The sequence below is a fragment of the Saccharopolyspora galaxeae genome (assembly GCF_016526145.1).
Taxonomy (GTDB): domain Bacteria; phylum Actinomycetota; class Actinomycetes; order Mycobacteriales; family Pseudonocardiaceae; genus Saccharopolyspora_C; species Saccharopolyspora_C galaxeae.
Map to the genome: position 1 here is coordinate 270,358 of NZ_JADDUE010000008.1, position 23,679 is coordinate 294,036.

The 23,679-nt window shown below is 68.7% G+C and carries 27 protein-coding genes; 8 read left to right on the forward strand and 19 right to left on the reverse strand.

The features are described from left to right. Nucleotides 1-15: 15 nt before the first annotated feature. The 3 genes from INP57_RS19785 to INP57_RS19795 form a co-directional block, all read right to left on the reverse strand. Nucleotides 16-942: a metal-dependent hydrolase gene (locus tag INP57_RS19785; RefSeq protein WP_200071761.1), complete on the reverse strand. Its 927-nt coding sequence runs from the start codon at nt 940-942 to the stop codon at nt 16-18. Next, a complete protein-coding gene (locus INP57_RS19790) occupies nt 942-2,480 on the reverse strand; it encodes a flavin-containing monooxygenase (protein ID WP_200071762.1) in 1,539 nt (512 codons plus the stop codon). Before INP57_RS19790 ends, INP57_RS19785 begins: the two co-directional genes overlap by 1 nt. Before the next feature lie 228 nt (nt 2,481-2,708). Next, on the reverse strand, nt 2,709-3,362 hold the full coding sequence (locus INP57_RS19795) for a TetR/AcrR family transcriptional regulator (protein ID WP_200071763.1): 654 nt from the start codon (nt 3,360-3,362) through the stop codon (nt 2,709-2,711). A gap of 275 nt (nt 3,363-3,637) precedes the next feature. Between INP57_RS19795 and INP57_RS19800 the strand changes: the two genes are divergently transcribed. Together INP57_RS19800 and INP57_RS19805 are read left to right on the forward strand one after the other, a co-directional pair. After that, nucleotides 3,638-4,384, forward strand: coding sequence for an AAA family ATPase (locus INP57_RS19800; RefSeq protein ID WP_200071764.1), 747 nt, complete (start codon nt 3,638-3,640; stop codon nt 4,382-4,384). After that, nucleotides 4,384-4,734, forward strand: coding sequence for a YrhK family protein (locus tag INP57_RS19805; RefSeq protein ID WP_200071765.1), 351 nt, complete (start codon nt 4,384-4,386; stop codon nt 4,732-4,734). Before INP57_RS19800 ends, INP57_RS19805 begins: the two co-directional genes overlap by 1 nt. An 18-nt stretch (nt 4,735-4,752) precedes the next feature. On the opposite strand, the gene INP57_RS19810 is transcribed toward INP57_RS19805, so the two are convergent. The 5 genes from INP57_RS19810 to INP57_RS19830 form a co-directional block, all read right to left on the reverse strand. Beyond that, complete coding sequence (locus INP57_RS19810) at nt 4,753-5,274, reverse strand: nitroreductase family deazaflavin-dependent oxidoreductase (protein ID WP_307850178.1); 522 nt, start codon at nt 5,272-5,274, stop codon at nt 4,753-4,755. Between the two features lie 319 nt (nt 5,275-5,593). Further along, a complete protein-coding gene (locus tag INP57_RS19815) occupies nt 5,594-6,841 on the reverse strand; it encodes an alpha/beta hydrolase family protein (protein ID WP_200071766.1) in 1,248 nt (415 codons plus the stop codon). A 104-nt stretch (nt 6,842-6,945) separates the two neighbouring features. Next, nucleotides 6,946-7,539 (reverse strand): TetR/AcrR family transcriptional regulator, encoded by a 594-nt coding sequence (locus INP57_RS19820; RefSeq protein ID WP_200071767.1) that lies wholly within the window; start codon nt 7,537-7,539, stop codon nt 6,946-6,948. A gap of 259 nt (nt 7,540-7,798) precedes the next feature. After that, nucleotides 7,799-8,305, reverse strand: coding sequence for a CGNR zinc finger domain-containing protein (locus INP57_RS19825; RefSeq protein WP_200071768.1), 507 nt, complete (start codon nt 8,303-8,305; stop codon nt 7,799-7,801). A 321-nt stretch (nt 8,306-8,626) separates the two neighbouring features. After that, nucleotides 8,627-9,610: an NAD(P)/FAD-dependent oxidoreductase gene (locus tag INP57_RS19830; protein ID WP_307850179.1), complete on the reverse strand. Its 984-nt coding sequence runs from the start codon at nt 9,608-9,610 to the stop codon at nt 8,627-8,629. Between the two features lie 107 nt (nt 9,611-9,717). Here INP57_RS19830 and INP57_RS19835 point away from each other — a divergent pair, with 107 nt between their 5' ends. Both INP57_RS19835 and INP57_RS19840 read left to right on the forward strand, forming a co-directional pair. Continuing rightward, nucleotides 9,718-10,221: a MarR family winged helix-turn-helix transcriptional regulator gene (locus INP57_RS19835; protein ID WP_200071770.1), complete on the forward strand. Its 504-nt coding sequence runs from the start codon at nt 9,718-9,720 to the stop codon at nt 10,219-10,221. A gap of 23 nt (nt 10,222-10,244) precedes the next feature. Beyond that, the gene (locus tag INP57_RS19840; protein ID WP_233627899.1) at nt 10,245-10,640 is read left to right on the forward strand and encodes a hypothetical protein; all 396 of its coding nucleotides are present in this window, start codon (nt 10,245-10,247) and stop codon (nt 10,638-10,640) included. A gap of 253 nt (nt 10,641-10,893) precedes the next feature. Here INP57_RS19840 and INP57_RS19845 read toward each other — a convergent pair whose 3' ends face one another. Next, a complete protein-coding gene (locus INP57_RS19845; RefSeq protein ID WP_200071772.1) occupies nt 10,894-11,727 on the reverse strand; it encodes an SDR family oxidoreductase in 834 nt (277 codons plus the stop codon). A gap of 141 nt (nt 11,728-11,868) precedes the next feature. Beyond that, a complete protein-coding gene (locus tag INP57_RS19850) occupies nt 11,869-12,255 on the reverse strand; it encodes a hypothetical protein (protein WP_200071773.1) in 387 nt (128 codons plus the stop codon). Between the two features lie 370 nt (nt 12,256-12,625). Between INP57_RS19850 and INP57_RS19855 the strand changes: the two genes are divergently transcribed. From INP57_RS19855 to INP57_RS19865, 3 genes are read left to right on the forward strand one after another with little or no spacing between them, the layout of a single operon-like run. Further along, nucleotides 12,626-13,339 carry a GntR family transcriptional regulator gene (locus tag INP57_RS19855; RefSeq protein WP_200071774.1) on the forward strand — a complete coding sequence of 238 codons (714 nt, stop codon included), beginning with the start codon at nt 12,626-12,628 and terminating at the stop codon, nt 13,337-13,339. A 33-nt stretch (nt 13,340-13,372) separates the two neighbouring features. After that, nucleotides 13,373-14,539, forward strand: a complete 1,167-nt coding sequence (locus INP57_RS19860; RefSeq protein WP_200071775.1) for an NAD(P)/FAD-dependent oxidoreductase — start codon at nt 13,373-13,375, stop codon at nt 14,537-14,539. Nucleotides 14,540-14,569: 30 nt separating this feature from the next. Beyond that, nucleotides 14,570-16,114 carry an AbgT family transporter gene (locus tag INP57_RS19865; RefSeq protein WP_200071776.1) on the forward strand — a complete coding sequence of 515 codons (1,545 nt, stop codon included), beginning with the start codon at nt 14,570-14,572 and terminating at the stop codon, nt 16,112-16,114. Nucleotides 16,115-16,144: 30 nt separating this feature from the next. On the opposite strand, the gene INP57_RS19870 is transcribed toward INP57_RS19865, so the two are convergent. From INP57_RS19870 to INP57_RS19910, 9 genes are all read right to left on the reverse strand, one after another. Beyond that, nucleotides 16,145-16,771, reverse strand: coding sequence for a hydrolase (locus INP57_RS19870; protein ID WP_200071777.1), 627 nt, complete (start codon nt 16,769-16,771; stop codon nt 16,145-16,147). A gap of 73 nt (nt 16,772-16,844) precedes the next feature. Then, nucleotides 16,845-17,315, reverse strand: coding sequence for a carboxymuconolactone decarboxylase family protein (locus INP57_RS19875; protein WP_200071778.1), 471 nt, complete (start codon nt 17,313-17,315; stop codon nt 16,845-16,847). A gap of 4 nt (nt 17,316-17,319) precedes the next feature. After that, nucleotides 17,320-17,658: a GNAT family N-acetyltransferase gene (locus INP57_RS19880; protein ID WP_200071779.1), complete on the reverse strand. Its 339-nt coding sequence runs from the start codon at nt 17,656-17,658 to the stop codon at nt 17,320-17,322. Between the two features lie 10 nt (nt 17,659-17,668). Further along, entirely contained in the window at nt 17,669-18,268 is a 600-nt protein-coding gene (locus tag INP57_RS19885) for an FMN reductase (protein ID WP_200071780.1), read from the reverse strand. Further along, on the reverse strand, nt 18,265-19,362 hold the full coding sequence (locus INP57_RS19890) for an LLM class flavin-dependent oxidoreductase (protein WP_200071857.1): 1,098 nt from the start codon (nt 19,360-19,362) through the stop codon (nt 18,265-18,267). Before INP57_RS19890 ends, INP57_RS19885 begins: the two co-directional genes overlap by 4 nt. 106 nt (nt 19,363-19,468) lie before the next feature. Continuing rightward, nucleotides 19,469-19,948, reverse strand: a complete 480-nt coding sequence (locus INP57_RS19895) for a MarR family winged helix-turn-helix transcriptional regulator (protein ID WP_200071781.1) — start codon at nt 19,946-19,948, stop codon at nt 19,469-19,471. A gap of 130 nt (nt 19,949-20,078) precedes the next feature. Then, nucleotides 20,079-20,969 (reverse strand): class I SAM-dependent methyltransferase, encoded by an 891-nt coding sequence (locus INP57_RS19900; protein ID WP_200071782.1) that lies wholly within the window; start codon nt 20,967-20,969, stop codon nt 20,079-20,081. A 187-nt stretch (nt 20,970-21,156) separates the two neighbouring features. Beyond that, nucleotides 21,157-21,714 (reverse strand): snapalysin family zinc-dependent metalloprotease, encoded by a 558-nt coding sequence (locus tag INP57_RS19905; protein WP_200071783.1) that lies wholly within the window; start codon nt 21,712-21,714, stop codon nt 21,157-21,159. A 153-nt stretch (nt 21,715-21,867) separates the two neighbouring features. Then, entirely contained in the window at nt 21,868-23,070 is a 1,203-nt protein-coding gene (locus INP57_RS19910) for a sialidase family protein (RefSeq protein WP_200071784.1), read from the reverse strand. Nucleotides 23,071-23,369: 299 nt separating this feature from the next. On the opposite strand from INP57_RS19910, the gene INP57_RS19915 reads away from it, so the two are divergent. Further along, a complete protein-coding gene (locus INP57_RS19915) occupies nt 23,370-23,672 on the forward strand; it encodes an urease subunit gamma (protein WP_200071785.1) in 303 nt (100 codons plus the stop codon). The last annotated feature ends 7 nt before the right edge of the window (nt 23,673-23,679 follow it).

The following is a 23,679-nucleotide window of genomic DNA, read 5'->3' on the forward strand; positions in this document are numbered from 1 at the left end:
ATGATCCGCCTACCGCTACGAGGCCGTGCCACCGGCGTTGGCTGCTGGAGACCGCGCCAGGTAACGCACCGCGGCGTCCATGCTGCCGAGCTGCGAAGGGTGGAAGCGCGGGTTCAGGTACTTCGGGATCTCGGTCAGGAACAGCATGATGTTCGGGACCACGCCGCGGCGCATGGCGCTGAGCAGTTGCAAGAACCAGAAGCGGCCCTTGTTCTTCGACGGGTCCTTCTTGAACAGGTAGTTCAGCGAGGACAGCAGCAGCACCAGCAACGTGAAACTCGCCAGCAGCGCCGTGCGAACCCGACGTGCGTAGCTGCCGTCGACGTACATGAACGCGTCGAAGGCGACGTTGCGGTGCTCGACCTCCTCGGCGCCGTGCCAGCGAACGAGGTCCAGCATCGTCGGGTGCATTCCCTTGCGCTCCAACACTTCCGCGTGCAGCAACCACTCGCCGATCACCGCGGTGTAGTGCTCCAGCGCCGCGAACATCCCGAGCCGTTCGCACAGCCACGCATGTTTGGCACGGCCCTTGAGCCCCCGTTCGCCGAGGACGTGGTCGACCATCCACTCCAGCTTGCGCGTCATCGGCTCGGTGTCCAGGCCGATCGAGGTCAAGTGCTCCCGCGCGCCTTCGTGCGAGGACGCGTGCGTGGCCTCCTGGCCGACGAAACCGACGACTTCCTCGTGCAGCCGCGCATCTTCGATCAGCGGCAGCGACTCGGACAGCGCCTTGGACATGGCCCGCTCGCCCTCGGGCAGCACCAGGTGCATGAAGTTGATGACGTGCGTAGCCAGCGGTTCTCCGGGGATGTAGTGCATCGGGACCCCGTCCCAGGAGAACTCCACGTCGCGCGGCGTGATCACGTGCGCTTCCTCGGTGTAGCGCCGAGCGCCGCGCGGATCGACGACCGGATTCCTGCCGATGCGGGGAAATCGGAACATCATGACGTCCTTCGCTGCGAGGGGATCGCGCTGTGCCGGTTCGCCCGGTCAGCGCTGCGTGTGTGGTAGTCGGCCAGTTCGGCCTCGCGCGTTCGGGCGCGGAAGCCCCGGTTGAATCCCGGGTAGAACACGAAGTTGCGCCCCGCCTCGGTGAGGTAGTAGCTGCTGCATCCGCCGGTGTTCCACACCGAGCCGCGCAGCCGGTGCTCGACCTCGTCGGCGAAGGACCGCTGCACCTCCGGCCGGACGTCCATACTGGACAGTCGTTGCCGCTGGAGCTGGCGCAGGCAGCTCAGGATGTAGTTGACCTGCGCCTCGATCGTCACGACCTGCGAGGTGTAGACGACGGAGTTCGGCCCGAGCAGGAAGAAGAAGTTGGGGAACCCGCTGATCGTCGTGCCCAGGTAAGCCTGCGCATCACCCTGCCACACCTCGTTCAAGCTGCGGCCGTGCTTTCCCCGCACCCGGTCGAAAACGGGGTTGTCGGTCATCCGGAACCCGGTGCCCAGCACGATCGCGTCGAGTTCGTGCAGCGTTCCGTCGGCGGTGACGATCCCGTTCTCCCGCACCTGCCGGATTCCGGACGTGACCACCTCGGTGTTGGGCTGCGTCAACGCCGGGTAGTAGGCGTTGGAGAACGTGGGCCGCTTGCAGCCGAAGGAGTAGGACGGCTGCAGCTTGGCCCGCAGCTCACGATCGCGGACCTGGCGGCGCAGGTGCGCGCGGGCGACCCATTCCATGCCCTTGAGCAGCCCGGGCCGGTGCACGAAGCCCGGCACCAGCGCTTCCTGCAACAGGTCGAAGCATTCCCGCGCGATCCGTTGCACGGCGGGAAAACGCCGGAACAGCCGCTGCTCGAAGCGCGTCATGCGGCGGTCCGGGTGCGGCATGATCCAGGTGGGCGTGCGCTGGAAGACCTTCAGCGCGCGAGCCACCGGCTGCACCTGCGGAATGATCTGCACCCCGGACGCACCGGTACCGATCATCGCGACGCGCTCGCCGGTGAGGTCGTGCTCGTGGTCCCAGGCCGCGGAGTGGAACACGGCGCCCCGGAAGTTCTCCAAGCCCGGCAGCTCGGGCACGGAAGGTTCGCTGAAGGGGCCGGTGGCGCCGACGAGCACCTGCGCCTGCCAGGTTCCCCGGTCGGTCACGACGGTCCAGTGCTGCGCGTCGTCGTCCCAGGCGGCCTCGAGCACTTCGTGCCCGAACCGCAGGTGCGGGCGCAGGCCGAATTCTTCGGCGCAGCGGTTGAGGTACGCCTTGATCTCCGGCTGCAGCGGGTAGAGCCGGCTCCAGTCCGGGTTCGGCGCGAACGAGAACGAGTACAGGATCGACGGGATGTCGCACTGCGCGCCCGGGTAGGTGTTGACCGCCCACGTGCCGCCGACTTCCGCGGCCCGTTCGAGCAGGACGAAGTCGTCGATCCCGGCGCGCTTGAGCATCGCGGCCGTGCCCAGCCCGCCGAACCCGGCGCCGATGATCACCACGCGGCGCTGTTGACACTCGGCGCTGCCGTCCGCTGATCCAGCGTCGACCATCGCCCGCCTCCTCGCCTGAAGTCCGACGTCATCGCGAACGGTATTTCTGACATCAGTCGAAGTCAACATTGCTCGGTGGCAACTTCCCCGCTGGCACAACAGGAATCCGGCATGCGAAACCGAGACGTGAGCGTCGACCCGACCAGCTCGCCGAGCGCTGCTCATCGCACCCGGAGAGCATCCGCGGCTATTAACGCTCTGTCAATAAAGCGTCGCTGAGCGGATGGCTCAGCCGACCTGCGAAGCGGCGCCGCCCACGTTCTCGATCACCTGGGCCACGTGCTCCACGAACCGCTCGCGCGAGACGACGACGCGCTTTTCCAGCCACGCCTGGTAGAGGTGCGCCAGCGCACCGAAGATCGCGGAGGCGTTGAGCCGCACGTCCTGCTCGTCCGCCCGCGCAGCACCGAGCTCCGCGCCGCGCATGAGCTCCGCGATCGTCGACGTGAACTCCTCCACGAGCCGTAGCCCCCGCTGGGCCACCTCGGGCGCCGCCAGCGATTCCACGAACAGCACCCGGCCTCGCCGCGGGTCGGAGGTGACGAACTCGGTGAACGCGCTCACCAGGTACCGCACCGTGTCGAGCTGCTGGGAAGACGCCTGCTCGGCGGCGTCCAGCAGCACTTGGCGGGCCTGCTCGACAGTCTCGTCCAGCACGGCGACCAGCAGCTGCTCGCGGTTGCCGAAGTTCTCGTAGAAGTACCGCTCCGTCAGCCCCGCCTCGCGGCAGACTCCGCGCATCGTGACGGATTTTGACCCGTCGCCACCCATCAACGCGAACCCGGCGGCCACCAGCTGCGCACGTCGCCGCGCCTGCCGTTGCGACGCGTCCACGCCCCGCCAAACGCGGTGCGGCGCTGCGGCGTTCGGGTGCTCGGCCATAGGACCATCTTGGCATGTCACGGTATCCGCATCGGCCGGTGCCGCTTCCGCCCGCGCAGCTGCCGCCACGACGACCGGCCCCCGACCTCGGCCGCGGGAAGGTCCGCCCGCGCGTGTTTTCCCGGCGCTGTCCGCGAGTTGCGCGCCCACTTCGCCATCCGGCCGACCACGGCGTGCGATCCTCGGCCCGGCCCGCTCGTGCATCCCGTCGCGCCGGTCGAATGCCGGTGGCCGTGCGACGGACGGGTGTGCTGCCAACGACGTCGAGGAGTCCCGTGTTCGTCGAACGCGCCTTCATCCGGGAGGCGAACCAGCCCGACCGCGCGCAGCGCGACCGGTGGCCGTTCACCGTGCCGTGCGTGGCCGCACTCGCCGAGCACGGGCTGGACTTCCACAAGCCGGTGACTTTCCTGGTCGGCGACAACGGCTCCGGCAAGTCGACGCTCGTCGAGGCGATCGCGGAAGGCTTCGGCCTGGACTCCTATGGCGGCAGGCTGGCCGCCCTGCGCGGGCGACCGGATGCTGCCAAGACCCCGCTCGGCGCGGTACTGGCGCTGGACAAGACCGCCGCGGCCGCACGGATGCTGGGCGGCCCGCGCACCAAGAAGCAAGGGTTCTTCCTGCGCGCCGAAACCGCGTTCCAGATGACCGAGAAGCTCGGCGGAGTCCACGGGTACTGGGAGGAGGACACCGCGCAGCTGTCCCACGGCGAGGGGTTCCTGGCGGTGTTCCGGTCGATGTTCGACAAGCCCGGCTTCTACGTGCTGGACGAGCCCGAAGCCGCGTTGAGCTTCACCTCGTGCCTGCAACTGGTCGGGCTCATGCACGAGCTCGGCCGCAGCGGGGCGCAGGTGGTGTGCGCGACCCACTCCCCGATCCTGGCCGCCACCCCGGAAGCCGACATCGTCGAAGTGAGCGAGGAGGGATTCCACCGCACCGGCTGGGAGGAACTCGAACTCGTCGGGCACTGGCGCCGCTACCTCGACAACCCCGCCGCTTATCTGCGACACATCGTCGAATGATGTGCTCCCCCGAGGACGTCCGTGCAGGCGAAAGGAAGGCGATCATTTCCACCTCGACCGACGACGGCGGAGCCGGGACCGTTGTCCTGCACATCGGCCGCGACGAGCTGGTGATCCACCGCCGCTACGAAGTCGTCAGCATCATCAACGACCTGCTGATCGGCACCTGGTTCGTCGTCGGCAGCCTGTTCTTCTTCTCCGATGCCCTGACCTACGCGGGAACCTGGCTGTTCGTGCTGGGCAGCATCGAAATGCTGATCCGCCCGCTCATCCGGCTCACCCGCCGGGTGCACCTGCGCAGATACCACCCGCAAGCACCGCACGCGGTCCACGCCGTGCACGACTTCTGAGCACCGGCGCAGCTCCGGTCACGGCCGCGGCGTGAACCGGACGAACGGAAGTTCCCGGCCCACGGCGCGGAAATCCGCGTCACCGCCGTCCACATCGAAGCCCATGAACCGGCACAGCGCCCGCGCCGCGCGCGGGTTCCGGGCCGCGTACCGGGCCATCACCTCGGACGCCTGCTGCGGACCGAGCGGCTCGGCGTCCGCGATCATGCGGCGGTCGCCGACCTGGATGCGCACCTGCGGTTGCGCGAGCACGTTCCGGTACCAGGCGGATTTTTCCCCGTAGCCGGAACACGCGAAGTAGCTGCCCTCGTGCGGGCCACCGCCGACGACTTCGACCACCACCTGCCGTTGCCGTCCCGTCACGCGCCCGGTGTGGGTCAGCAGCATGAACCGCGACCCGAGCACTCGGCCCAGCCCCAGCCGGTACAGCTGAATCGGCAGCCGGAACATCCACCGCGCCAATCCGGTCGGCGGCCGCCGTCTCCCCTTGTTCCGCATCTTCACCAGCCCTTCGCCGCGGTGGATCCGCGAGCCGGGCACCGCTCGGGTCCAGCACCTTACGCATTTCCCAGCGGGGCCAACGACAAGAGACTCCTATCCATCCCGGTCCGGCCGAGTCGCGCCCCGCGGCGATGCACGTTTGTCGCGCGGTCCAACGGGAGCTGTCCCCGTTGGACCGCGCGCCCCCTTCATTTCGCCCGGCCCCCGTCCCGGTTCCGGGCGTGTCTCCTCGAAGCCCGGGCTTCCCGAAGCGAGGTGTCCGGGACGGCTCCCCGGGGAACCGCAGTACCGGCCGGAAGGCGCCAAGGCGTCACTGCTCGGCGACCACTTCCGGACCGGCTGCCTACCCGCAACCGGCTCAACCTCGAAGTGCTGTGCGGCGCAGGAAATCCGTCAGCACCCGGTCGTAGCGCTCCGGATCGATGTTCCAGCTCTGCGTGTGCCCGGCACCGGGGAATTCCTCGTACTGGATCGGCCAACGCTTCCGCGGCCCGGAATCTGCGAGCTCGCGCGAACCGGCCACCGGGTGTTCTTCGTCCGCCGAACCGTGGACGAGCAGCGTCGGCGGCCTGATCGCGGGTGGGTTGTCGAGCGTGTCGAGCTCGTCGAAGTCCAGTCCGGCCCGCCATTCCATGATCTTGCTCGCCGCCGCGATCACCGGTGCGGGCGCTCCCATCTGCTCGCCCACGTGATAGCCGGTCGCTTCGTAGTCCAGGGCGGGCGCATCCAGCACCACCGAGGCGACCGCGTCCGCTTGCGCCGAGTGCTTCAGGGTTTGCAGCACGGCGGCTGCACCCATCGATGCTCCGTCCAGGACCGCCCGCTGCGCGCCCATCTTCCGCGCGTGCGTGATCGCGGCGTCGACGTCGCGCCACTCGGACTGCCCGAGGTGCAGCAACCCGTCCGGCGAAGCGGGGGCACCGATGTCGTTGCGGTAGGAGATCGCCAGCACCGGCAGGCCGAGGCGGTGCATCGCCGGAACCCCGGTCATCGCCGTCGACGGATCACCGTGCTGGCCGTGCACCGCGATCACCCACGTGGACGCGGCCGGGCCGGTGGCAGGCACGAACCAAGCCGGGGCCGGGCCCAGCTCGGTCGGCACGCTGACTTGTGCAGCCGGGAACCCGAGCAACGAACGCGGGTCGGAGGGGTAGACCTTCGGCTTGACCGACACCTGCACGTCCACCGGCGGTGGCACCCCCAACAACCGGCGCTGCACGCGCCCGGCTGAGCGCGACACGACGTCGCCGACCATTGTCGCGCCGCCGTTCCAGGTCAGCGCATGGACACCGGGCTTGCCGGTCCCCTCCGCCGCGCTCAGCAGCACCGTCGGCTCGCCGCGTGCGGTGCCGAAACCGAGCACCAGTCCAGACGGCCCCTTCTTGAAGTGGTTCGGTTCGAGCTGCTGGCTGCTGACGTACCAACCGGCCCCGAAGGTCCCGCCGACCAGCAGCACGACCAGTACGACGGCAGCGACGACCGCGACTCGGCCCCATCGACGTCTTCGACCGGTCGTTGCGAGCCCGGACTCGTCAGCACTCGCATCGCCGGTTCCCGTGGACGCGGCCCGGACGGGCTGCTCTGTTGGTGCGGTCTGCCTGCGCATGGTGTTGTTCCCCCAGATTTCATCGAATTCTCCATTCGCGCGCTATGGGCGCCGAATGCTGTTCGTCGAGACTCGGCACGACCCGTCGCGAACCCTTGACCCGCTCACTGGCGAAGGCCGCCGATCGTGCGCCACATGGTGCGTCGGCACAGATCGCGGAAAGCCGACTCGGACAGGTCGATGCGCCCGCCGAAGTACAGCTGCACCAACCCCTGCGCCTGCGCCGTGATCGCGATCGTGACCTCGAAGGGGTCGTCGTCGCGCAAGTAGCCCTCGCGCATCCCGTCCTCGACGGCGCGCACGACCGGGGTGAACGTGGGCGAGGCTCGTTCGCGGAAGTCCTCCGGGAACCGCCGCGCCTGCTCTCGGCGCTCCGTGATCATGAAGGAGTACAAGTGCGGTGCACCGAGCGCAAAATCGAGGAAGTCGTCCAGCAGGCCGCCGATGCGTTCGGCGAAGCCGGCTGCACCGGAGCGCTCGGACCTGGTTGCGGCCATCCGGCGAAAACCCGCATCCGCCACGGCTTTCAACAAAGCCTCGCGGTTCGCATGATGTTTGTAGATCGCCATCGGCGTCACGCCGACGTCGGCGGCGACCCGCCGCATCGTCACCGCATCGGCGCCCTCCTCGGACAGGATGGACAACGCGACTTCCACGATCCGTCCCGCGTTCGACTCCCGAGTCGCCCTCTCCGACATGTCTACAACGTATACCAAGGCGGTATACGTCGTACACCTAGTTTTGCGGAATTCCCCCGAATGGAGCTGAAGCTCAGCTCCCGAAAACCGGATTCCCCGCCCGCGGGATTCCGGACGATACCGACGGACGAGGCTCTGCAACCGGGTTCACCACGACCGACCGGCCGCCCGAAGGCTCGCCCAGGCCGACGAACGGGCCACATCGCCGTGCGAGCCGATGGTCAGCGGCACGATCTTCATGCGCCCTCCCGGCCGCGGGCTACTGCTGGGCCTGCGGCCGGTTGCGTTCGTAATGCCGCCTGGCTTTCATCCGGTTGCCGCAGGTGGCCATCGAGCACCAGCGGGCCTTGTTCGCCTTGCTGCGGTCGAGCAGGAACAGCCGGCATTCTTCGTTGCCGCAGGGACGCAAGCGGCCCGGCAGCTGCTCGGCGACCCACGCCCACGCCAACACGGCGCGCGCGGGCAGCAACGCGTCGGTGCCTGCGACCAGTTCCCAGCTCAGTCCGCCGTCGTCGAGCACCGGCCGCTGGTGCACGCCTTCGAGCGCGTGGGCCAGCACCGACGGAGCCCGCTTCCCGAGCACCACCTCGGTGAGCTCTTCTCGGACCGCCCGCAGCCGGCGCAGCTCACCGGCGGTCCCGACACCGCCGTGGGCGGTGGCCCACGCACGACCGCTGCGCTCATCACCCAGCTCGTCCCGTTCGGCGCCGTCAAGCACCGGCCGGCTGTTGAGCAGCGCCAGCAGCAGTTCCGGGTCATCGACCATTCGACTCCGACCTAACCAATTCATGACGAGTTGACAGGTTAGCACGCAGTCCCTAGCGTCTCCGGCAGCCGAGCCTAACCAAATAAATCACTGTTAGGGGTTAGCCATGATCGCAGTGCACCACCGGACCGCGTCCGTCGACGACCACCGGATCTTCTACCGCGCTCGATGCCGGCCACTTCGCGCTCGAGAGCGACCTCGACACCGTCGCCGGATACATCCGCGGCTTCCTCGGGCGAGTGACCACTGCGGCCGGATCCAGCGCCGCGATCACCGGATGACCGCGAGGACGCTCCCACCGCGAAGCATCGTTACGTCCTTTTAGGACGATTCCGCTCGCCCACCGGAAGCACGATGCCGCGCGACGGCGTGATCGACGTCGGCGGCCAGCAGATGGTGGTTGAGCGCGACGGCGGCTTGTGCTCCCGCGCCGGCAGCGTTGATCACCTGAGCCGGGCTGTCGACGACGTTGCCCGCCGCCCACACACCGGAAACGCTGGTGCGGCCGGAAGAATCGACGCGGACCCAACCGTTGTCACCGACCTCGCATCCCAGCGCGGTCAACAACTCGTCGCACGGACGGAAAGAAGGCCCGACGAACACCGCGGTGCGCGGCACCACCGAACCATCGGCGAGTTCCACATCGGACACACCACTGCCGTCGGCCACGATCCGCGCCACATCGCCGTCGACGATGCGGACACCGCGCGCCGTGAGCCGCTCGCGCTCGTCGTCGTCCAGGACGATCCGGTGCGGGAAGAACACGACATCGTCCGACCATTGCCGGATCAGCTGCGCCTGGTGCAGGGTAAACGCCCGGTTGTCACCACCGACGACCGCCAGCGGGGCGTCGCGCACCTCGAATCCGTGGCAGTACGGGCAATGCAGCACCGTCCTGGCCCACTGCTCGCGAAGTCCGGGAATCGCGGGAAGTTCGTCTCGCAGGCCGGTGGCCACCAGCAGCGCCCGCGCGGTCAGCTCTCCCCCGTCGGCGAGCCGCACCGCGAACCCGCGTTCATCGATCCGTTCGAGACCGTCCACCCGACCGGCGCGGATCTCGCCGCCGTAGTGCACGACCTCGTCCCGGCCGATCTTCAGCAGCTCCGCCGGTTGCGTCCCGTCCCGGGACAGGAATCCGTGCATGTGCCCGGCAGGGGCGTTGCGCGGCTCGCCGGCATCGACGACCACAACCCGCCGACGCGATCGACCCAGCAGCACCGCAGCGGACAGCCCCGCGGCACCGCCGCCGACCACCACAACATCGTTGTCCAGCAAGCTTTTGCTCCACAGCTCGTCCGCGCGCACGCGGCCACCACCTCGCATCGCCACCCACCGGGCGCGACGCCCACCTCGCAGGATCAGTACCCTGAACTACCGTAACAAGTAGTTCACCGGTTAACGAAAGTCATGCCGTGCTTCCTCTCCAAGCGCGCACCCAGGAACTCTGGGCCGAGCGCAATCCCGGCCTGGACACGTCTCCGATGGAAGTCGTAGCCCTGGTCAACCGCATCAACGCCGCGCTCGACCGCGCCGTCGAGCACGTCTACGACGGCGCGACCGTCACACCGGCCGAGGTCCGGCTGCTCGTTCCGCTGCGCCACCTCGACCAGCCCGTGACCGCGGCCCATCTCGCCGCGCAACTCGGCATGTCCCGAGCGGGCGTCAGCAAAACCCTGGCCAAACTCGACAAACGCGGCCTCATCACGCGCTCCGCCAAACCCGCCGACCGGCGGGCCACGCTCGTGAGCATCACCAAGGAAGCCGCGGACACCATCGACGCCCTGTTCCCCCGGGAACTCGAAGCCCATGCGGAAGTGCTCGCCGAGCTCGGGTCCGAACGCGACGAAGTCCTCGCGGCCATGACCCGCTTCGCGGGTGCGATGGAGTCACGCCTCAACGCGGGACACTCGCGATGACATCGGACGAGCATGGAGCGCAAATGTCCACTGTGGCGCGTCTAGTGACGTCCGTTGAGGTGGACGCGGCAGAAAGGCCCGGAGGATTCGCCGTTTCGTTGCTGCACGAGGCAGAACTCGTGGACGGACGACGGGTGGTGCTCCTGGACGACCGGGGATGGGCGTCGTCCGGCGGCTGGGACACGACTTCGGCAACCGAGGTGCGCAGGACGGCACGCGCAGTGGTCGGACCCGACGAGCCACGTGATGGTTTCTCGCACGAGCAGGAGGAAGCAGCTCACTGGGCCTACCTGCGCGAGATCGCCCGGCGTCAAGGCGTTCCGGTCGAAGCCGCCGAACTCGAACGCGCGCCGCACGAGGTCCTGCTCAGCCATCGAGTGCGCTCGCTGCTCGACCCGGACCCGGCCGACTCCGGCTGAGCCGGTTCCGCGCCCTTTGCAACGTGGGACGGACGAAGCCGATCGCTCGAGCCGGTCATTCGGTTGACACGGCGTTGTCCTGGCTTTCGAGTGTGCGCGAGCCGAAGCTGTGGATCGCGCCGCCCGGCACGAGAATGGTCTCGCCCCGGGCCGCACCGGCAAGTGCCGCAGCACCGACGGGTAGTCTTGCACGCGCAACACCGCTCGCGGCTGACCGACCGGAGCGCTGAGCCGCAGCGGGTGCGCTGCCGCCTCACAGGATCGGGCTGCCGCCGGTGACCGCGATGCGCGCCCCGGACACGTAGCTAGATTCGTCGGAGGCGAGCAGGACGTACACCGGCGCCAACTCCGCAGGCTGCCCCGCCCGCCCCAGCGGCACGTCCCGCCCGAAGTTCTCCACCTGTTCCGGCGGCATCGTCGCCGGAATCAGCGGTGTCCAGATCGGACCCGGCGCGACGCTGTTCACCCGGATGCCGCGGTCCCCGTACATCCGCGCCAAGCCGGCGCTGAAGTTCGCGATCGCCGCCTTCGTCGCGTCGTAGGGCAGCAGCGTCGAGGGCGGCATGTCCGAGTTGATCGACGTCGAGTTGATGATCGACGCACCCCGGCGCAGGTGCGGCACGGCCGCCTTGCACAGGTGGAACATCGCGTCCAGGTTCACCGCGACGGTGCGGTCCCACTCCTCGTCCGGGATGTCCTCCAAGCGGTGCCGGGTCATCTGGTGGGCGGCGTTGTTGACCAGCACGTGCAGCTCGCCGAACTCGCGCAGCGCGCGGTCCACCAGCTCGCGGCAGTGCGCCGGTTCGGCCAGGTCGCCGGGAGCCAGCACGGCCCGCCGACCGGCCTGTTCGACCAGGTCAGCGGTGGCGCGAGCGTCGTCGTGCTCGGAGAAGTAGGACAGCAGCACGTCGGCGCCTTCCCGCGCGAAGGCTATGGCCACCGCCTTGCCGATCCCGCTGTCCCCGCCAGTGATCAATGCGACCCGATCCGTCAACCGGCCGGAACCGGTGTAGCTGTGCTCGCCGTGGTCGGGTTTCGGGCGCATCGGCGCCTCGTGTCCCGGCGGCGTCTGCTGCTGACCTGCCATCTCGCGCCTCCCGTCCCGGCATTTCCCGGCGCGCGGCCGAGGAAACGCCGCTGCCGTGTTGAGGACGAGATCCGCGCGGTCCACCACGAGTCACGCGGGCGCATCACATCAGCGGCATGAGTCCTCGTGATGTGGTCCGCGCTAGTGCTTGATGGCGCAGATGATCTCCGTGATCAGCTTCTCGGTGAGCCGCAGATGCGGAGCCCGCTCGATCATCTCCCGCGGGCGCAGGCCCATTTCGTTGAAGACCTGCACCATCTTCTCCTGCTGCGGAGTCCAGCGTTTCGCCGTCCTGGCGGGCGCCGGTCGGCGGCGCACGTTCCGATTCCCGCTTCGGGCTCGGTTCCCCGCCTGGCCATGGCCGGCCGCACCGAGCGAGGTGTCCTTCTTGGCGTACTCGCCGTCGCGCATCTTCCGCAGCGCGTCGTCGACCTCACCGGCGGCCACGACTTGCGGGGCGCTCTTGTTGACCGCCACCTCGACGAGGCGCACACCCTTGAAGTTCTTCTCGACGCACCCGGGATTCACGCAGTACTCGTATCCCCACTCGACACGATCGGCCGGCAATTGATCGCCACAAGTGACGCAATGCACCATCAAACCCCATTCGAATCGTTGCTCGCGAAGGGCGGCCGCCCCGCCGCTGCCGGGATTCGGCGCAGCGCAGGCGGCAACTCCCGCGGACAACCGTAGACCTCCGCGCAACGAGCGCCCGCAGCCGGGAAAATCGGGAGTTGCCGGTGTTTCCGGAGTTTTCCACGCATTTCCGATTGACAGGAGTGGTGCGCGGATCCGCGCCCGTTCCGGCCGACGCAGCGCTTGAGACCGGTCGCGGGTGGCGTACGGCGCATCGACCGGGTCATTTGACATGTCATTTCACCGATCGTAAGTTCAAACCATGGCAGAGCCGCTGCACGAACAGCTCAGGCGTGCGCTCGAAGGGCGGATCCACGCCGGAGACCTGGCTCCCGGCGCGCGGCTGCCGACGGAGAAGGAGCTGTGCGAGCAATACGGCGTCAGTCGCCCCACCGCCCAGCGAGCGCTCAACGACCTGGCCAAAGCGGGCCTGGCGGTGCGCCACCGGCGGCACGGGTCGTTCGTCGCCGATTCGGTGCGCCGGTTCAACCTGCTCAACTTCGTCGTGCCCGAGACCGCTGGGAAAGGCGTTCCGGGCAGGCACGAGGTGGTGTCCGCGCGAGTGGTCAGGGCTGCCGACGCGGTCCATCCACTGCCCGGCGCCGAGCCCGACGCGGCCGTGATCGAGCTGGTGCGCCGCAAGCTGGATCTGCTGGAACGCGTGCAGTCCGTCGAGAAGCACGTCGTGCAGTTCGCGGCCGCACCCGACCTGCTGGACCAGGAGCTCGAAGAACTCGTCACGCTGGGGCACCTGCGTGCTCGCGGAGTCGAGGTGGACACGGTCCGGCTCTACCTCGACCCGGTCGTCCTCGACGAGCGCGACGCGCGGCTGCTCGACAGCACGCCGGGAACACCGACTCTGCTGCGGCGCAGGGAGTTGCGCGTTCCGGACGGGACCGTGATCGAGGTGGTCAAGACCCTCGTTCGCCCGGGAACCGCGGAATTCTTCGTGGAACTGCCCGGATCGGCCGTCTGAGCCGTGTCCGTCCATTGTGGAAAGGAAGCGCGCATGAAGGTGATCGTGGTCGGCGCGGGCGTGCTGGGCGCCGGGGTCGCCAGAGCCCTGGCCGTCGCCGGTGCGGACGTCGAGCTGCTGGACCAGCGGGGAGCGGGCACCGGAACCACCGCGACCACGTTCGCCTGGACCAACGCCAACCGCAAGCACGATCCCGTCTACCACCGGCTCAACGTCGCCGGCATGGAAGAACACGCGGCCCTGGACGCGCAGCTGCCCGGTCCGCAGTCCTACTTCCCCAGCGGTGCGCTGCAATGGGCCGACGCCGCGAGCGAAGGATGGCTCGCGAGTAACGTGCAGCGGCTGCGGTCGCTCGACTACCCGGCCCGCTGGGTTCAGCGAGCCGAAGCCGCCCGGATCGCGGGCGAACTCCGGATTCCGGCGGCCGCCACCTCGTTCGCGCACTTCCCCGGCGAGGGCTACGTGCTGCCGGAGCGGCTGGTGGCGAACCTGCTGGCCGACGCCGAGCGGCACGGCGCCGAGCTGTTCATCGGCGAGGTCGTGGCGATCGAGGACAACGCCCGGGAAGCATCGGTCAGCACGGCCGACGGGCGGACCTTCACCGGTGACCGCGTCGTCCTGGCAACCGGCCGCTGGACCGAACGACTCGCGGCGGACGCCGGGATCGAGCTGCCCATGCTGACTGCCGCCGACCGCGGATCACCCGCGGTCGGGCTGCTCGGACACGTCCGCGACCCCGAGATCGACCTGCGCTGCGTGATCCACTCACCGGGGCTCAACCTGCGCCCGGCGGCCGGTGGGGGCGCCGTCGTGCAGGCGCTCGACCTCAACGCCGACGTCGATCCGGCCGACCCGCCGACCCGCACCGGACCGATCGCGGCCACGATCACGCAGCGGCTCACCGACTTGCTGCCCGAACGCGGCGGCACGCCGGACATCGACCTGCGGGTCGGGTTCCGGTCCCTGCCCGCGGACGGATTCACGATCGCCGGCTGCACCTCGCCGCAGTCGCGGGTCTACTTCCTCGTCTCGCACAGCGGCATCACGCTCGCGCCCGCGCTCGGGCGCCTCGCCGCCACCGAGATCGTCACCGGCGGGCACCAGGACCTGCTCAGCACCTTCCGCCCCACCCGCTTCGCCGGGCGGCAACGCTCGGAGTACACAGTGCACCAGCACGCGACCCGCCTCGGCGAGCAATAGCCCGCGGTCGCCGTCACGCCAAGGACAGCTATGCAACGTCGCAACACTGCCCCCAAGACCGGCACGAACGGACTTTTCCGCGCGATCGGCGCGATCGAACGAGCGGGCAACAAGCTGCCGCACCCGTTCTGGTTGTTCTGGATCCTGGCCGCAGTGCTGGCCGTGGTCAGCCTCGTGCTGTCGCTGGCCGACGTCTCCGTCGTCCTCCCGCAGAGCGGCAAGGTCGTCGCGGTGCGGAACTTGCTCTCGCTGGACGGGATCGAGTTCGCCGCGAAGTCCGTCATGGACAACTTCGCGGAATTCCCGCCGCTGGCGATCGTGCTGGTGATGATCCTCGGCGTCAGCGTCGCCGAGCGCAGTGGCCTGCTCGAAGCGCTGCTGCGGAGCACCGTCGTGCGGCTGCCCGGGCGCTGGGTGACCTTCGCGGTCGCGTTCACCGGGATGATCGCGCACATCATGAGCGACTCGGCGTACCTCGTGATGATCCCGCTCGGCGCGCTCGCTTTCCGCGCGGCGGGACGCAGCCCAGTGCTCGGCGTACTGGTCGCCTACGTCGCGGTCTCGGCCGGGTTCAACGCCAGCCCGCTGGTCAACCCCTCCGATGCCGTCCGAGCCGCCCTCACCGCTGCGGCCGCGCGGACGGTCGATCCCGGCTACGACGTCACGCCCGTCGCGGCGTACTTCTTCTCCGCGGTCTCCGCGGTGTTCCTCGCCGCGATCATCACGCTGGTGGTCGAGCTCGTGCTGGCGAAACGAGCGGAATTCTCCGCTCCGGCCGATGAGCCGGCAGGCGAGCACGACCCCGCGCGCATCCACCTCGCACCGGCCGAGCGCCGCGCGCTGAAGCTGACCGCGGTCGTGTTCACCGGCTACGTCGCTGCGATCGTGGCGCTGCTGGCGATCCCCGGATCACCGCTGCTCGGCGAGGACGGCAGCATCACGCGATCCGTTGTCGTATCCGACATCAGCGTGTTCATCGCCCTGCTGTTCGCGCTGCTCGGCCTCGTCCACGGCCGCACGACGGGCACCATCCCGCGGATGTCCGCGGTGCCCCCGATCATGACCGAGGGCGTCAGCAAGATCGCTCCGGTGCTCGTGCTGTTCTTCGCCGCTTCGCAGCTGCTGGCCTACTTCACCTGGACCGGCATCGGCTCCGTGCTGGCGGTCAACGGCGCTGACCTGCTGCACTCGATGAACGCGCCGCACCTGGTGATCCTGCTGGCCATCGCCGTGGCGGTAGCCCTGATCAACATGCTGGTCACCAGCGGCTCGGCGATGTGGGCGATCCTCGCCCCGATCCTGGTGCCGATGATGATGTACCTCGGGGTCCGGCCCGAATCCGCGATGGCCACCTTCATGATCGGCGACTCGGTCACCAACGCCGTGACGCCGATGAGCCCCTACTTCGTGCTCGCACTGGGATTCGTCCAGCAATACCGCAAGAACGCGGGAATCGGCACGCTGATGTCGTTCACCGTGCCGATCGCCACCGCGTTCCTCATCGCCTGGAGCGCACTGTTCGCCGTCTGGTACTGGCTCGGCATCCCGCTGGGTCCTGGGATTCCGGTGCGGTGAGCCCGGTGCGGCCGAGGCTGCTCGACAGCGCTACGCCTTGGCGCGGATCTCCTGCAACTGCGGGAAATACCAGCGCAGGATGGCGCGCAGGTGGTCCGCGTTCGCCCTGCCCCAATCGCGCTGCAGTTCGGCGGCCAGCGAGATCGCCGTGACCGGTTGCGCCCCCGCCTGCAACATCCGCTGCATCGCGTTGTCGTGAGCATCGCGGCTGACGCCGCCGATGGCATCGGCGACCGGGTAGATCTCGTAGCCTTCGCCCAGCATGTCCAGCGTCGGGAAAGCCACGCAGACCTCGGTCCACAACCCGGTCATGACGATCTTCCTGCGGCCGGTCGCTTGCACCGCGGAACGGAAATCCGGATCCTCCCAGGAGTTGAGCGTGGTCCGGTCGATCTCCTCGGTGGCGGGCAGCGCGTCGCGCAGTTCGGGGATGGTGCCGCTGTTGGCACCCAGCTCGACACCGACGGTGCTGAGCACGACCGGCAGCTGGTAGGCATCGGCCGCGCGGGCCACGGCGGTCATGTTGAGCATCAGTTCGTCATGACCTAGCGACCCGACGGTGCCGACCTGCTCGGGCTGGTAGTCGATCACCACGAGTGCGGCGTTGTCCGGAGTGAGCAAGTGGTCATTGCTGCGGACGGGCGTTTCACCGGCCATGTCGGCCTCCTCGAAGACTGCTGCTGGGTGTCTCGTTGCCAACCGGGTGCCCGGGTGCGCTCCCGGCTCCACCTCACGGCTCAGGTGCGTTCCGGGCCCGGACCGGGTGGCGGGAGAAGACGGACACGCGGTTGAAGGCGTTGATGGTGATGGCCGCCCAGGTCACCAGTGAGACCTCGTCGTCGGAGAACACCGTGCGTGCTCGTTCGTAGTCGGCATCGTCGAGGTGCTGCGCGGCCACCAGGGTCACCGCTTCGGCCAGCTCCAAGGCCGCTCGCTCGCGCGGGGTGAACAACTCGGTCTCGCGCCAACCCGGCAGCACGGCCAGGCGCTGGGTCGTTTCGCCGGCCTCGAGCGCGAGCCGGGTGTGCCGATCCAGGCAGAACGTGCAGGCGTTGAGCTGCGAGGCCCGGATGTTGACCAGTTCCAGCAGGATGCGCTCCAGGCCGAGTTCACGTGCCCGGTCGCGGACCTCGGCCGCGGTCGCGCTCAACGCCTTGAACACCGTCGGTGTCTGCTTGTCCAGGAAGATCCGGTCGGCCATCGGCTCATCCGTTCCGTTCGCGCACCGCGGCGAGTGCGTCCGGGGTGACCTTGTCGACGACGTCGTCGACCTCGTGGTGGCGTTCGAGGTACTTCTGCACGAACGGGCACACCGGCACGATGCGCAGCCCGGCTTCGCGGGTGTCGGCCAGGGCGTGCCCGATCAGGACGCTGCCGAGCCCGCGGCCGCCGAAGTCCTCGCCGATCTCGGTGTGGAAGAAGATGCGCTGCCCGCCGCGGTCGACATAGGCGGTGAACCCCGCCAGCCGGTCGCCGCTGGTGATCTCGTAGCGATCCCGATCGGTCGACCGGGCGACCGTGGCTTCAGCGGATTCCTCGGACATTGGTTCTCCTTCAGTTCGTCGCCGTCTCTTGGAGGAGCTGTTCGAACGGCACCGGATTCGCGAACGGGTCGTCCTTGCGCTGTGCCGGTTGCCGTTGCACGGCTGAAGCGAGCTCGCCCGCGGCGCGGGTGATCCGCTGGTTGAGGTCGCTGTCGTTGCCCCAGTCCGAGCTCGCGGCGTAGACGGCGGTGGGCACGACCTGTGCGCGCAGGTACGCCAGCAGCGGGCGCAGCGCGTGTTCGAGCACCAGCGAATGCCGCTCGGTGCCGCCGGTCGCACCGAGCAAGACCGGCTTGTCGTGCACCGATTCGGGTTCCACCAGGTCCATGAAGGATTTGAACAGGCCGCTGTAGGAGGCGCTGAACGTCGGGCTGACCAGGATCAGCCCGTCGGCGGCTTCGAGCTGTTCCAGCACCGGCCGCAGCCGCTGGTTCGCGAAGCCGGTGAGCAGGTTGTCGGTGATGTCGTGCGCGTGCTCGCGCAGTTCGACCACCTCGACCGTCGTCTCGGCACCCGGCTCGCCGCGGGCGGCCGCGGCGAGCCGGTCGGTCAGCAGCCGGGTGCTCGACGGCTGCGACAGGCCCGCGGAGATCGCGAGGATGTTGCTCATGCCGCACTCCCTTCCGAATCCTGGTGTTGTGCTTGCAGTCGGTTCTCGTGGGTGGGTGCCTCGGGCACGTGGTCGGGTTTGCGGGCGGCGAATTCCTTGCGCAGCACCGGAACGACTTCTTCGCCGAGCAGGTCGAGCTGTTCCAGCACGGTCTTCAGCGGCAGCCCGGCGTGGTCGAGCAGGAACAGCTGGCGCTGGTAGTCGCCGACGTAGTCGCGGAAGGACAGCGTGCGATCGATGACCTGCTGCGGCGAGCCGACCGTGAGCGGCGTTTCGTCCATGAACCGCTCCAGCGACGGGCCACCGCCGTAGACCGGCGCGTCGTTGAAGTAGGGCCGGAATTCCTCGATGGCGTCCTGCGAGTTCTTCCGCATAAACACGTGTCCCCCGAGCCCGACGATCGCCTGGTCGGCCCGCCCGTGGCCGTAGTGCTCGTAGCGCTGCCGGTAGAGCTCGACCATGCGCTGGGTGTGCTCCTTCGGCCAGAAGATGTGGTTGTGGAAGAAGCCGTCACCGTAGTAGGCGGCCTGCTCGGCGATTTCCGGGCTGCGGATCGAACCGTGCCACACGAACGGCGCGATCCCGTCGAGCGGCCGCGGAGTGGCGGTGAAGCCCTGCAGCGGGGTGCGGAACTTGCCCTGCCAGTCGACCACGTCCTCGTGCCACAGCCGGTGCAGCAGGTGGTAGTTCTCGATCGCCAGCGGAATGCCCTGGCGGATGTCCTGACCGAACCACGGATACACCGGGCCCTGGTTGCCCCGGCCGAGCATCAGGTCGACGCGCCCGCCCGCCAGATGCTGCAGCATGGCGAAGTCCTCGGCGATCTTGACCGGGTCGTTGGTGGTGATCAGCGTCGTGGCGGTGGACAGGGTGATCCGCTCGGTCGCGCCGGCGACGTAGCCGAGCAGCGTCGTCGGCGACGACGGCACGAACGGCGGGTTGTGGTGCTCGCCGGTGGCGAACACGTCCAGCCCGGCCTCTTCGGCCTTGCGCGCGATGGTCACCATCGCCTGGATCCGCTCGGCCTCCGATGGGGTGCGTCCGGTCGTCGGGTCGGGCGTGACGTCGCCGATCGTGAAAACCCCGAACTGCATCTCGATCACGTCTCCTTCAGATTTTAAGTAATCGGGAGAACGGCGCCCGGGCAGGCACTATTCCCGCGGAGACACACGCCACGCCGAAGCCGGGTCGTGCGGGAGGTCAGGAGTCCGGGCCATCCACCTGCCCGCCCGAGCCGTGCAGGCGGGACCGCAGGCGGCTGAACACACCGGCGAGCACGTCCAGCTCGCCCTCGCCGAGATCATCGGTGAACAGCGCCTGCACCGTCGCGACGTGATGGCGATCCGCCGCGCGCAACGCTTCGAGTCCGGTCGCGGTCAGCACCGCGTTGTTGACCCGCCCGTCCTCCGGCGCCGGTTGCCGCAGCACCCAGCCGCGCCGCTCCAGCACCTTCACCTGGTACGTCAGCCGGCTCGGCGAGAACACCAGCCGCGCGGCCAGCTCCCCCATCCGCAACCGGTGCGCCGGACTCTCCGAGAGCACCAGCAACACGTGGTAGTCCATCAGGCTCATCCCGGCAGCGGCCCGCAGGTCTTCGTCGAGCCGGGTCTCCAGCAGCAGGCTCGCCTCGATGTAAGGCCGCCAGGCGCGCTGCTGCGGCGAGCCCTGCCAAGTCACCATGCTGGCGAGCTTAGCAACTATTTCAACCGGTGAAATACTGCCGGTTCAACAACGGTGCTGCACACTTGCCCGCAACAGCGGCACCAAATCGGGCTCGGCGGCCGCAGCGCTGCCGAGACCGAACCGCGAATCAGCGCTCGGCGATGCCGAGCCTGCCGTGCTCGCCGATCAGGCGGCCCTCCGCGGAGTCGAAGGCGCGCCCGTAACGCGCACCGGCCTCCGCGAGCGTTTCGGATCGCATCGCCCAGCCCAGGCCGCGCAGCCGCTCATCGGCCGGGACACGGGGCTCGGTGCTCCAGAGCTCGGCCAGGTCCACCCCGAGCAGCTCGGCGGAGGGCCGGAACGCCGGTTCTTCCAGCATGGCGGCGACGTCGTGCACCCACTCCACGCCGACACGGCTGCCCGGCGCGGACAGCCGATCGATCTCGGCGAACAACTGCTGCTCGGCCGCGGCGGGCAGGTACGGCGTCAGCCCCTCGACCAGCCATGCGGTCGGGACCGAGGGGTCGAACCCGGCCGCGGTGAGCGCACTCGTCCAGTCCTCCCGCAGGTCGGTGTCGACGATGCGGCGCTCGGAGGCAGGCTGCGCGCCCTGCTCGGCGAGCACCCGGTCCTTGAACTCCAGCACCTTGGGCTGGTCGACCTCGAAGACCCGGCTGCCTGCGGGCCAGTCGAGGCGGAACGACCGCGAATCGAGCCCGGCGGCCAGCAGCACCAGCTGGCGAACGCCGGAGCGACCGGCCTCGGCGAAGTACTCGTCGAAGTAGCGGGAGCGCACCGCGAGGAAGTCGGCCATCCACGCCCAATGACCATCGGCCGAGGCAGGGTCTTGCGGGCTCGTCGGCATCGGATGGGGCGGGTTGGCCGCGCGCACGAACGGTTCGGCGAAGCGGTCCCGGACCAGCGCGCCGTCCCGGCCGGTCTCCACGGCCCGCGCCGCGGCCACGCCGAGCGCGGTGAGGCCGACGCTGGTGACGATGTCCCACTGCTGGTTCGCGTTGACCACGATCGCAACCTCCACTCTTCCTAAGCTTCGCTAACGATCGTGGCATTCGCGTCGTAGCGCGCTCCGCTGAAGGTGACTCGCAGCACAGCAAACCGCGTGCTTCGCCGGTTCCGACCGGAAGGCCGGTGTTCCGCGAAGCGAGAGGAAACCGCCGGGCGAATCCCACCGCGCCGAGTCGCGGCAGGAGCGCCCGGCGGTGGTGTCAGCCGGCCGCGAGAACCGGCTCCTCGGTGAACAGCCGCGGCTGGATCACCGCGCCCTGCGCGAAGTTCTCGTCGACCTCGGCCTTCTCGTCCGGGTTGGGGAGGTTGTTCTTGCAGCCGGTCCCGGCGCTGGCACCGGACATGAGGTCGGCGCAGACGCCGGTCCGATCGTCCGGCAGCCCGAGGATGTGCCCGATCTCGTGGGTGGTGATGCGCGGGATGTGGTGCCCTTCCTCGACCGCCGCGCGCCCGATCCACACCGTGCCGACGCCGAGCGAATCGGTCTGGGCGCGCGGCCAGTTGTCATCGGCGAGCACGGTCAGGTCGGCCTGGCCATCGCTGGCCTTCTCCAACTTCACGTTGGACAGCTGGCCGTTCCACACCTGAGCAGCCTCGTCGACGGCGCCCTGGAACTCCTCGGCCTGACTCGCGTCGTAGGTGACGACGTGTGGTGCGGCAGCTTCGCCGGAAACCGCGCCTGCCACCGGGGCGCCCGCCACCAGTAGAAACGCGGCCGCTGCACCGGCGAGTGCGGTCGTTGTCGAAAACCTGGGCATATCGGCTCCTCCGCATCGGCCATTTCCGAATGACCAAGGTGAATACGCCCGGAGGCTAGGCCGGAGGCGCACCCCGGTGCCGGCAGTGGCGGGTAACCGCCAACACCGGGTCTCGGGTTCGACCTGCACACCGGTGGTGGCAGCGGTCGGCTTTCATGGCGTCGCTTCAGCTGAGCCGTAGACGGCTCGGCAGGTTCCGGACTCCTCGCGGGTGGTGATCTCCAGGACGGAGTTCCCGTCGTCGCCTACCGGGACCAGCGCAGGGCTGTAGTTGTTGCACGCTCCGATGTCGCGGTCGGGCTCTACGGCCGCGACCGGGGCCGGGACCTCTTCCCAACGGCCTTCACCGCCGGAGCTGTTGACCAGCAGGACCTTGCCGTTGTCCGCGGCGAGGGAACCGTCAGCGTTGTGCAAGGTCATGCCGGACAGCACGATGCGTCCGTCCGAAGTGACCGCGAATTTCGGCGTGTGCCCCGGTTTCCGGCCCTCCGTTTCGACGATCGCGGTACCGGGCTCGGCCGGGTCGCCCCAGTTGCGACCGTCCGGCGAGGTCCGGGACTTCACCTGGCAGTCCGGGCCGGAAGTGGTGCAGATCTCGTAGGTCATGAAGTAGCGGCCGTCGGGAAGTTGATCGACCACCGGCATCCCGGGACGAGCGTTGCGATCCGGCAGGGACACCACCTTTTGCGGCGGTCCCCAGTTGACACCGTCCGAAGAGGACGAACGCATCACCTGCTGACTGTGCGCCGAGTCCGACTCGTCGGAGAAGTAGCAGTTGAGCTTCCCGGAATCGTCGACGGAGAACGTCGGTTCCCAGACGCCACCCTCGTTGTTCGGCGACGTCGCGCAGGTCGACAGGTGCGACCAAGTGCGACCGTGGTCGTCGCTGCGCCAGATCGGCAGCGACATGGGGCGGTCCTTGTCGTTGGCCGAACCCGACCACAACAGGGTGCCCGCGGGCAGCTCACCGATCTGCTTCGGCAGCTCGAAAAGGCTGGTGCAGCACAAGTTCTCCGACGACATGCCCGGGGCCATGATGCCGATGCGGGAGAAGGTCTTGCCGTCGTCGGTGCTCTCGAAGACGGGGTCTTCGGCGCGGCCGTTCACGAAACTCGTGTGCGTGGCGAGAATTCTGCCGTTGGCCTCGCCGGAATGCTGCAGGCGAATCGCCCACGGGTATTGCGCCTGCTGATCTCCCAGCGCCGTGCCGGCCGGCTTCGCGCCGCTCGCGTTCGCGGAGGCGCCATCGACGGATCGGAAGCCGGACAATCCGCCGGACCCCACTGCGTACGCACCGAAAAGAGCCGCCACCAATACCATCGCTCCGGCCGCCGCCAGGAGCAGTGTTCGCCTCATCGAGATTCCTTGCAGGTAAGCGCACAGGCGCGTGTGGTCATCCTTCTGCCGAGAAGGACGTCCCGCACCGGCACAGGTTGCGCCATGATCCACAAGATCGAGGGATCCGTGGCCCCCGCCCGGTTCATGGCTTCGACGACCCCGAAGCGCTCGGCTGGCGCGGCTTCGGCCGTGCTGCCAGTCTCAGGCCCGTCCGAGTAGCGCAGCCGGGGATGCCGAATACGGCTGCGAGTCCGGTGCACGCGGAAGTTTCAACGGCGGAGCCGGCTTCCGACATCAGGCCCGATCGGGAGGTCGCGGTGCTGCTGAGCTTGCAAGAGCGGGAACGGTTGACCATCTACACGGCCGCCAAGCTCGCATTGGAACGCAAAGAACGCGGATTGCTGTTGAACCTGCCCGAAGCCACCGCGGTGCTGACCTGGTTCTTGCTCGAAGGCGCCCGGGACGGGCGGACGAAGGCGGATCTGCAGGAGGCGGGCCGGGACGTGCTGGGCCGCGCCGATGTGCTCGACGGGGTACCGGAAATGCTCACCCAGGTGCAGATCGAGGCGACGTTCCCGGACGGCACCAAGCTGATCTCGGTGCAGGAGCCGATCCGGTGACCGGGAA

Bases quoted from the DNA above. Each gene is read 5' to 3' on its own strand.
- INP57_RS19785 (WP_200071761.1), bottom strand. From the start codon at position 942: ATGTTCCGATTTCCCCGCATCGGCAGGAATCCGGTCGTCGATCCGCGC.
- INP57_RS19790 (WP_200071762.1), bottom strand. From the start codon at position 2,480: ATGGTCGACGCTGGATCAGCGGACGGCAGCGCCGAGTGTCAACAGCGC.
- INP57_RS19795 (WP_200071763.1), bottom strand. From the start codon at position 3,362: ATGGCCGAGCACCCGAACGCCGCAGCGCCGCACCGCGTTTGGCGGGGC.
- INP57_RS19805 (WP_200071765.1), top strand. From the start codon at position 4,384: ATGTGCTCCCCCGAGGACGTCCGTGCAGGCGAAAGGAAGGCGATCATT.
- INP57_RS19815 (WP_200071766.1), bottom strand. From the start codon at position 6,841: ATGCGCAGGCAGACCGCACCAACAGAGCAGCCCGTCCGGGCCGCGTCC.
- INP57_RS19820 (WP_200071767.1), bottom strand. From the start codon at position 7,539: ATGTCGGAGAGGGCGACTCGGGAGTCGAACGCGGGACGGATCGTGGAA.
- INP57_RS19825 (WP_200071768.1), bottom strand. From the start codon at position 8,305: ATGGTCGATGACCCGGAACTGCTGCTGGCGCTGCTCAACAGCCGGCCG.
- INP57_RS19840 (WP_233627899.1), top strand. From the start codon at position 10,245: ATGTCCACTGTGGCGCGTCTAGTGACGTCCGTTGAGGTGGACGCGGCA.
- INP57_RS19845 (WP_200071772.1), bottom strand. From the start codon at position 11,727: ATGGCAGGTCAGCAGCAGACGCCGCCGGGACACGAGGCGCCGATGCGC.
- INP57_RS19855 (WP_200071774.1), top strand. From the start codon at position 12,626: ATGGCAGAGCCGCTGCACGAACAGCTCAGGCGTGCGCTCGAAGGGCGG.
- INP57_RS19860 (WP_200071775.1), top strand. From the start codon at position 13,373: ATGAAGGTGATCGTGGTCGGCGCGGGCGTGCTGGGCGCCGGGGTCGCC.
- INP57_RS19865 (WP_200071776.1), top strand. From the start codon at position 14,570: ATGCAACGTCGCAACACTGCCCCCAAGACCGGCACGAACGGACTTTTC.
- INP57_RS19870 (WP_200071777.1), bottom strand. From the start codon at position 16,771: ATGGCCGGTGAAACGCCCGTCCGCAGCAATGACCACTTGCTCACTCCG.
- INP57_RS19875 (WP_200071778.1), bottom strand. From the start codon at position 17,315: ATGGCCGACCGGATCTTCCTGGACAAGCAGACACCGACGGTGTTCAAG.
- INP57_RS19880 (WP_200071779.1), bottom strand. From the start codon at position 17,658: ATGTCCGAGGAATCCGCTGAAGCCACGGTCGCCCGGTCGACCGATCGG.
- INP57_RS19885 (WP_200071780.1), bottom strand. From the start codon at position 18,268: ATGAGCAACATCCTCGCGATCTCCGCGGGCCTGTCGCAGCCGTCGAGC.
- INP57_RS19890 (WP_200071857.1), bottom strand. From the start codon at position 19,362: ATGCAGTTCGGGGTTTTCACGATCGGCGACGTCACGCCCGACCCGACG.
- INP57_RS19895 (WP_200071781.1), bottom strand. From the start codon at position 19,948: ATGGTGACTTGGCAGGGCTCGCCGCAGCAGCGCGCCTGGCGGCCTTAC.
- INP57_RS19905 (WP_200071783.1), bottom strand. From the start codon at position 21,714: ATGCCCAGGTTTTCGACAACGACCGCACTCGCCGGTGCAGCGGCCGCG.
- INP57_RS19910 (WP_200071784.1), bottom strand. From the start codon at position 23,070: ATGAGGCGAACACTGCTCCTGGCGGCGGCCGGAGCGATGGTATTGGTG.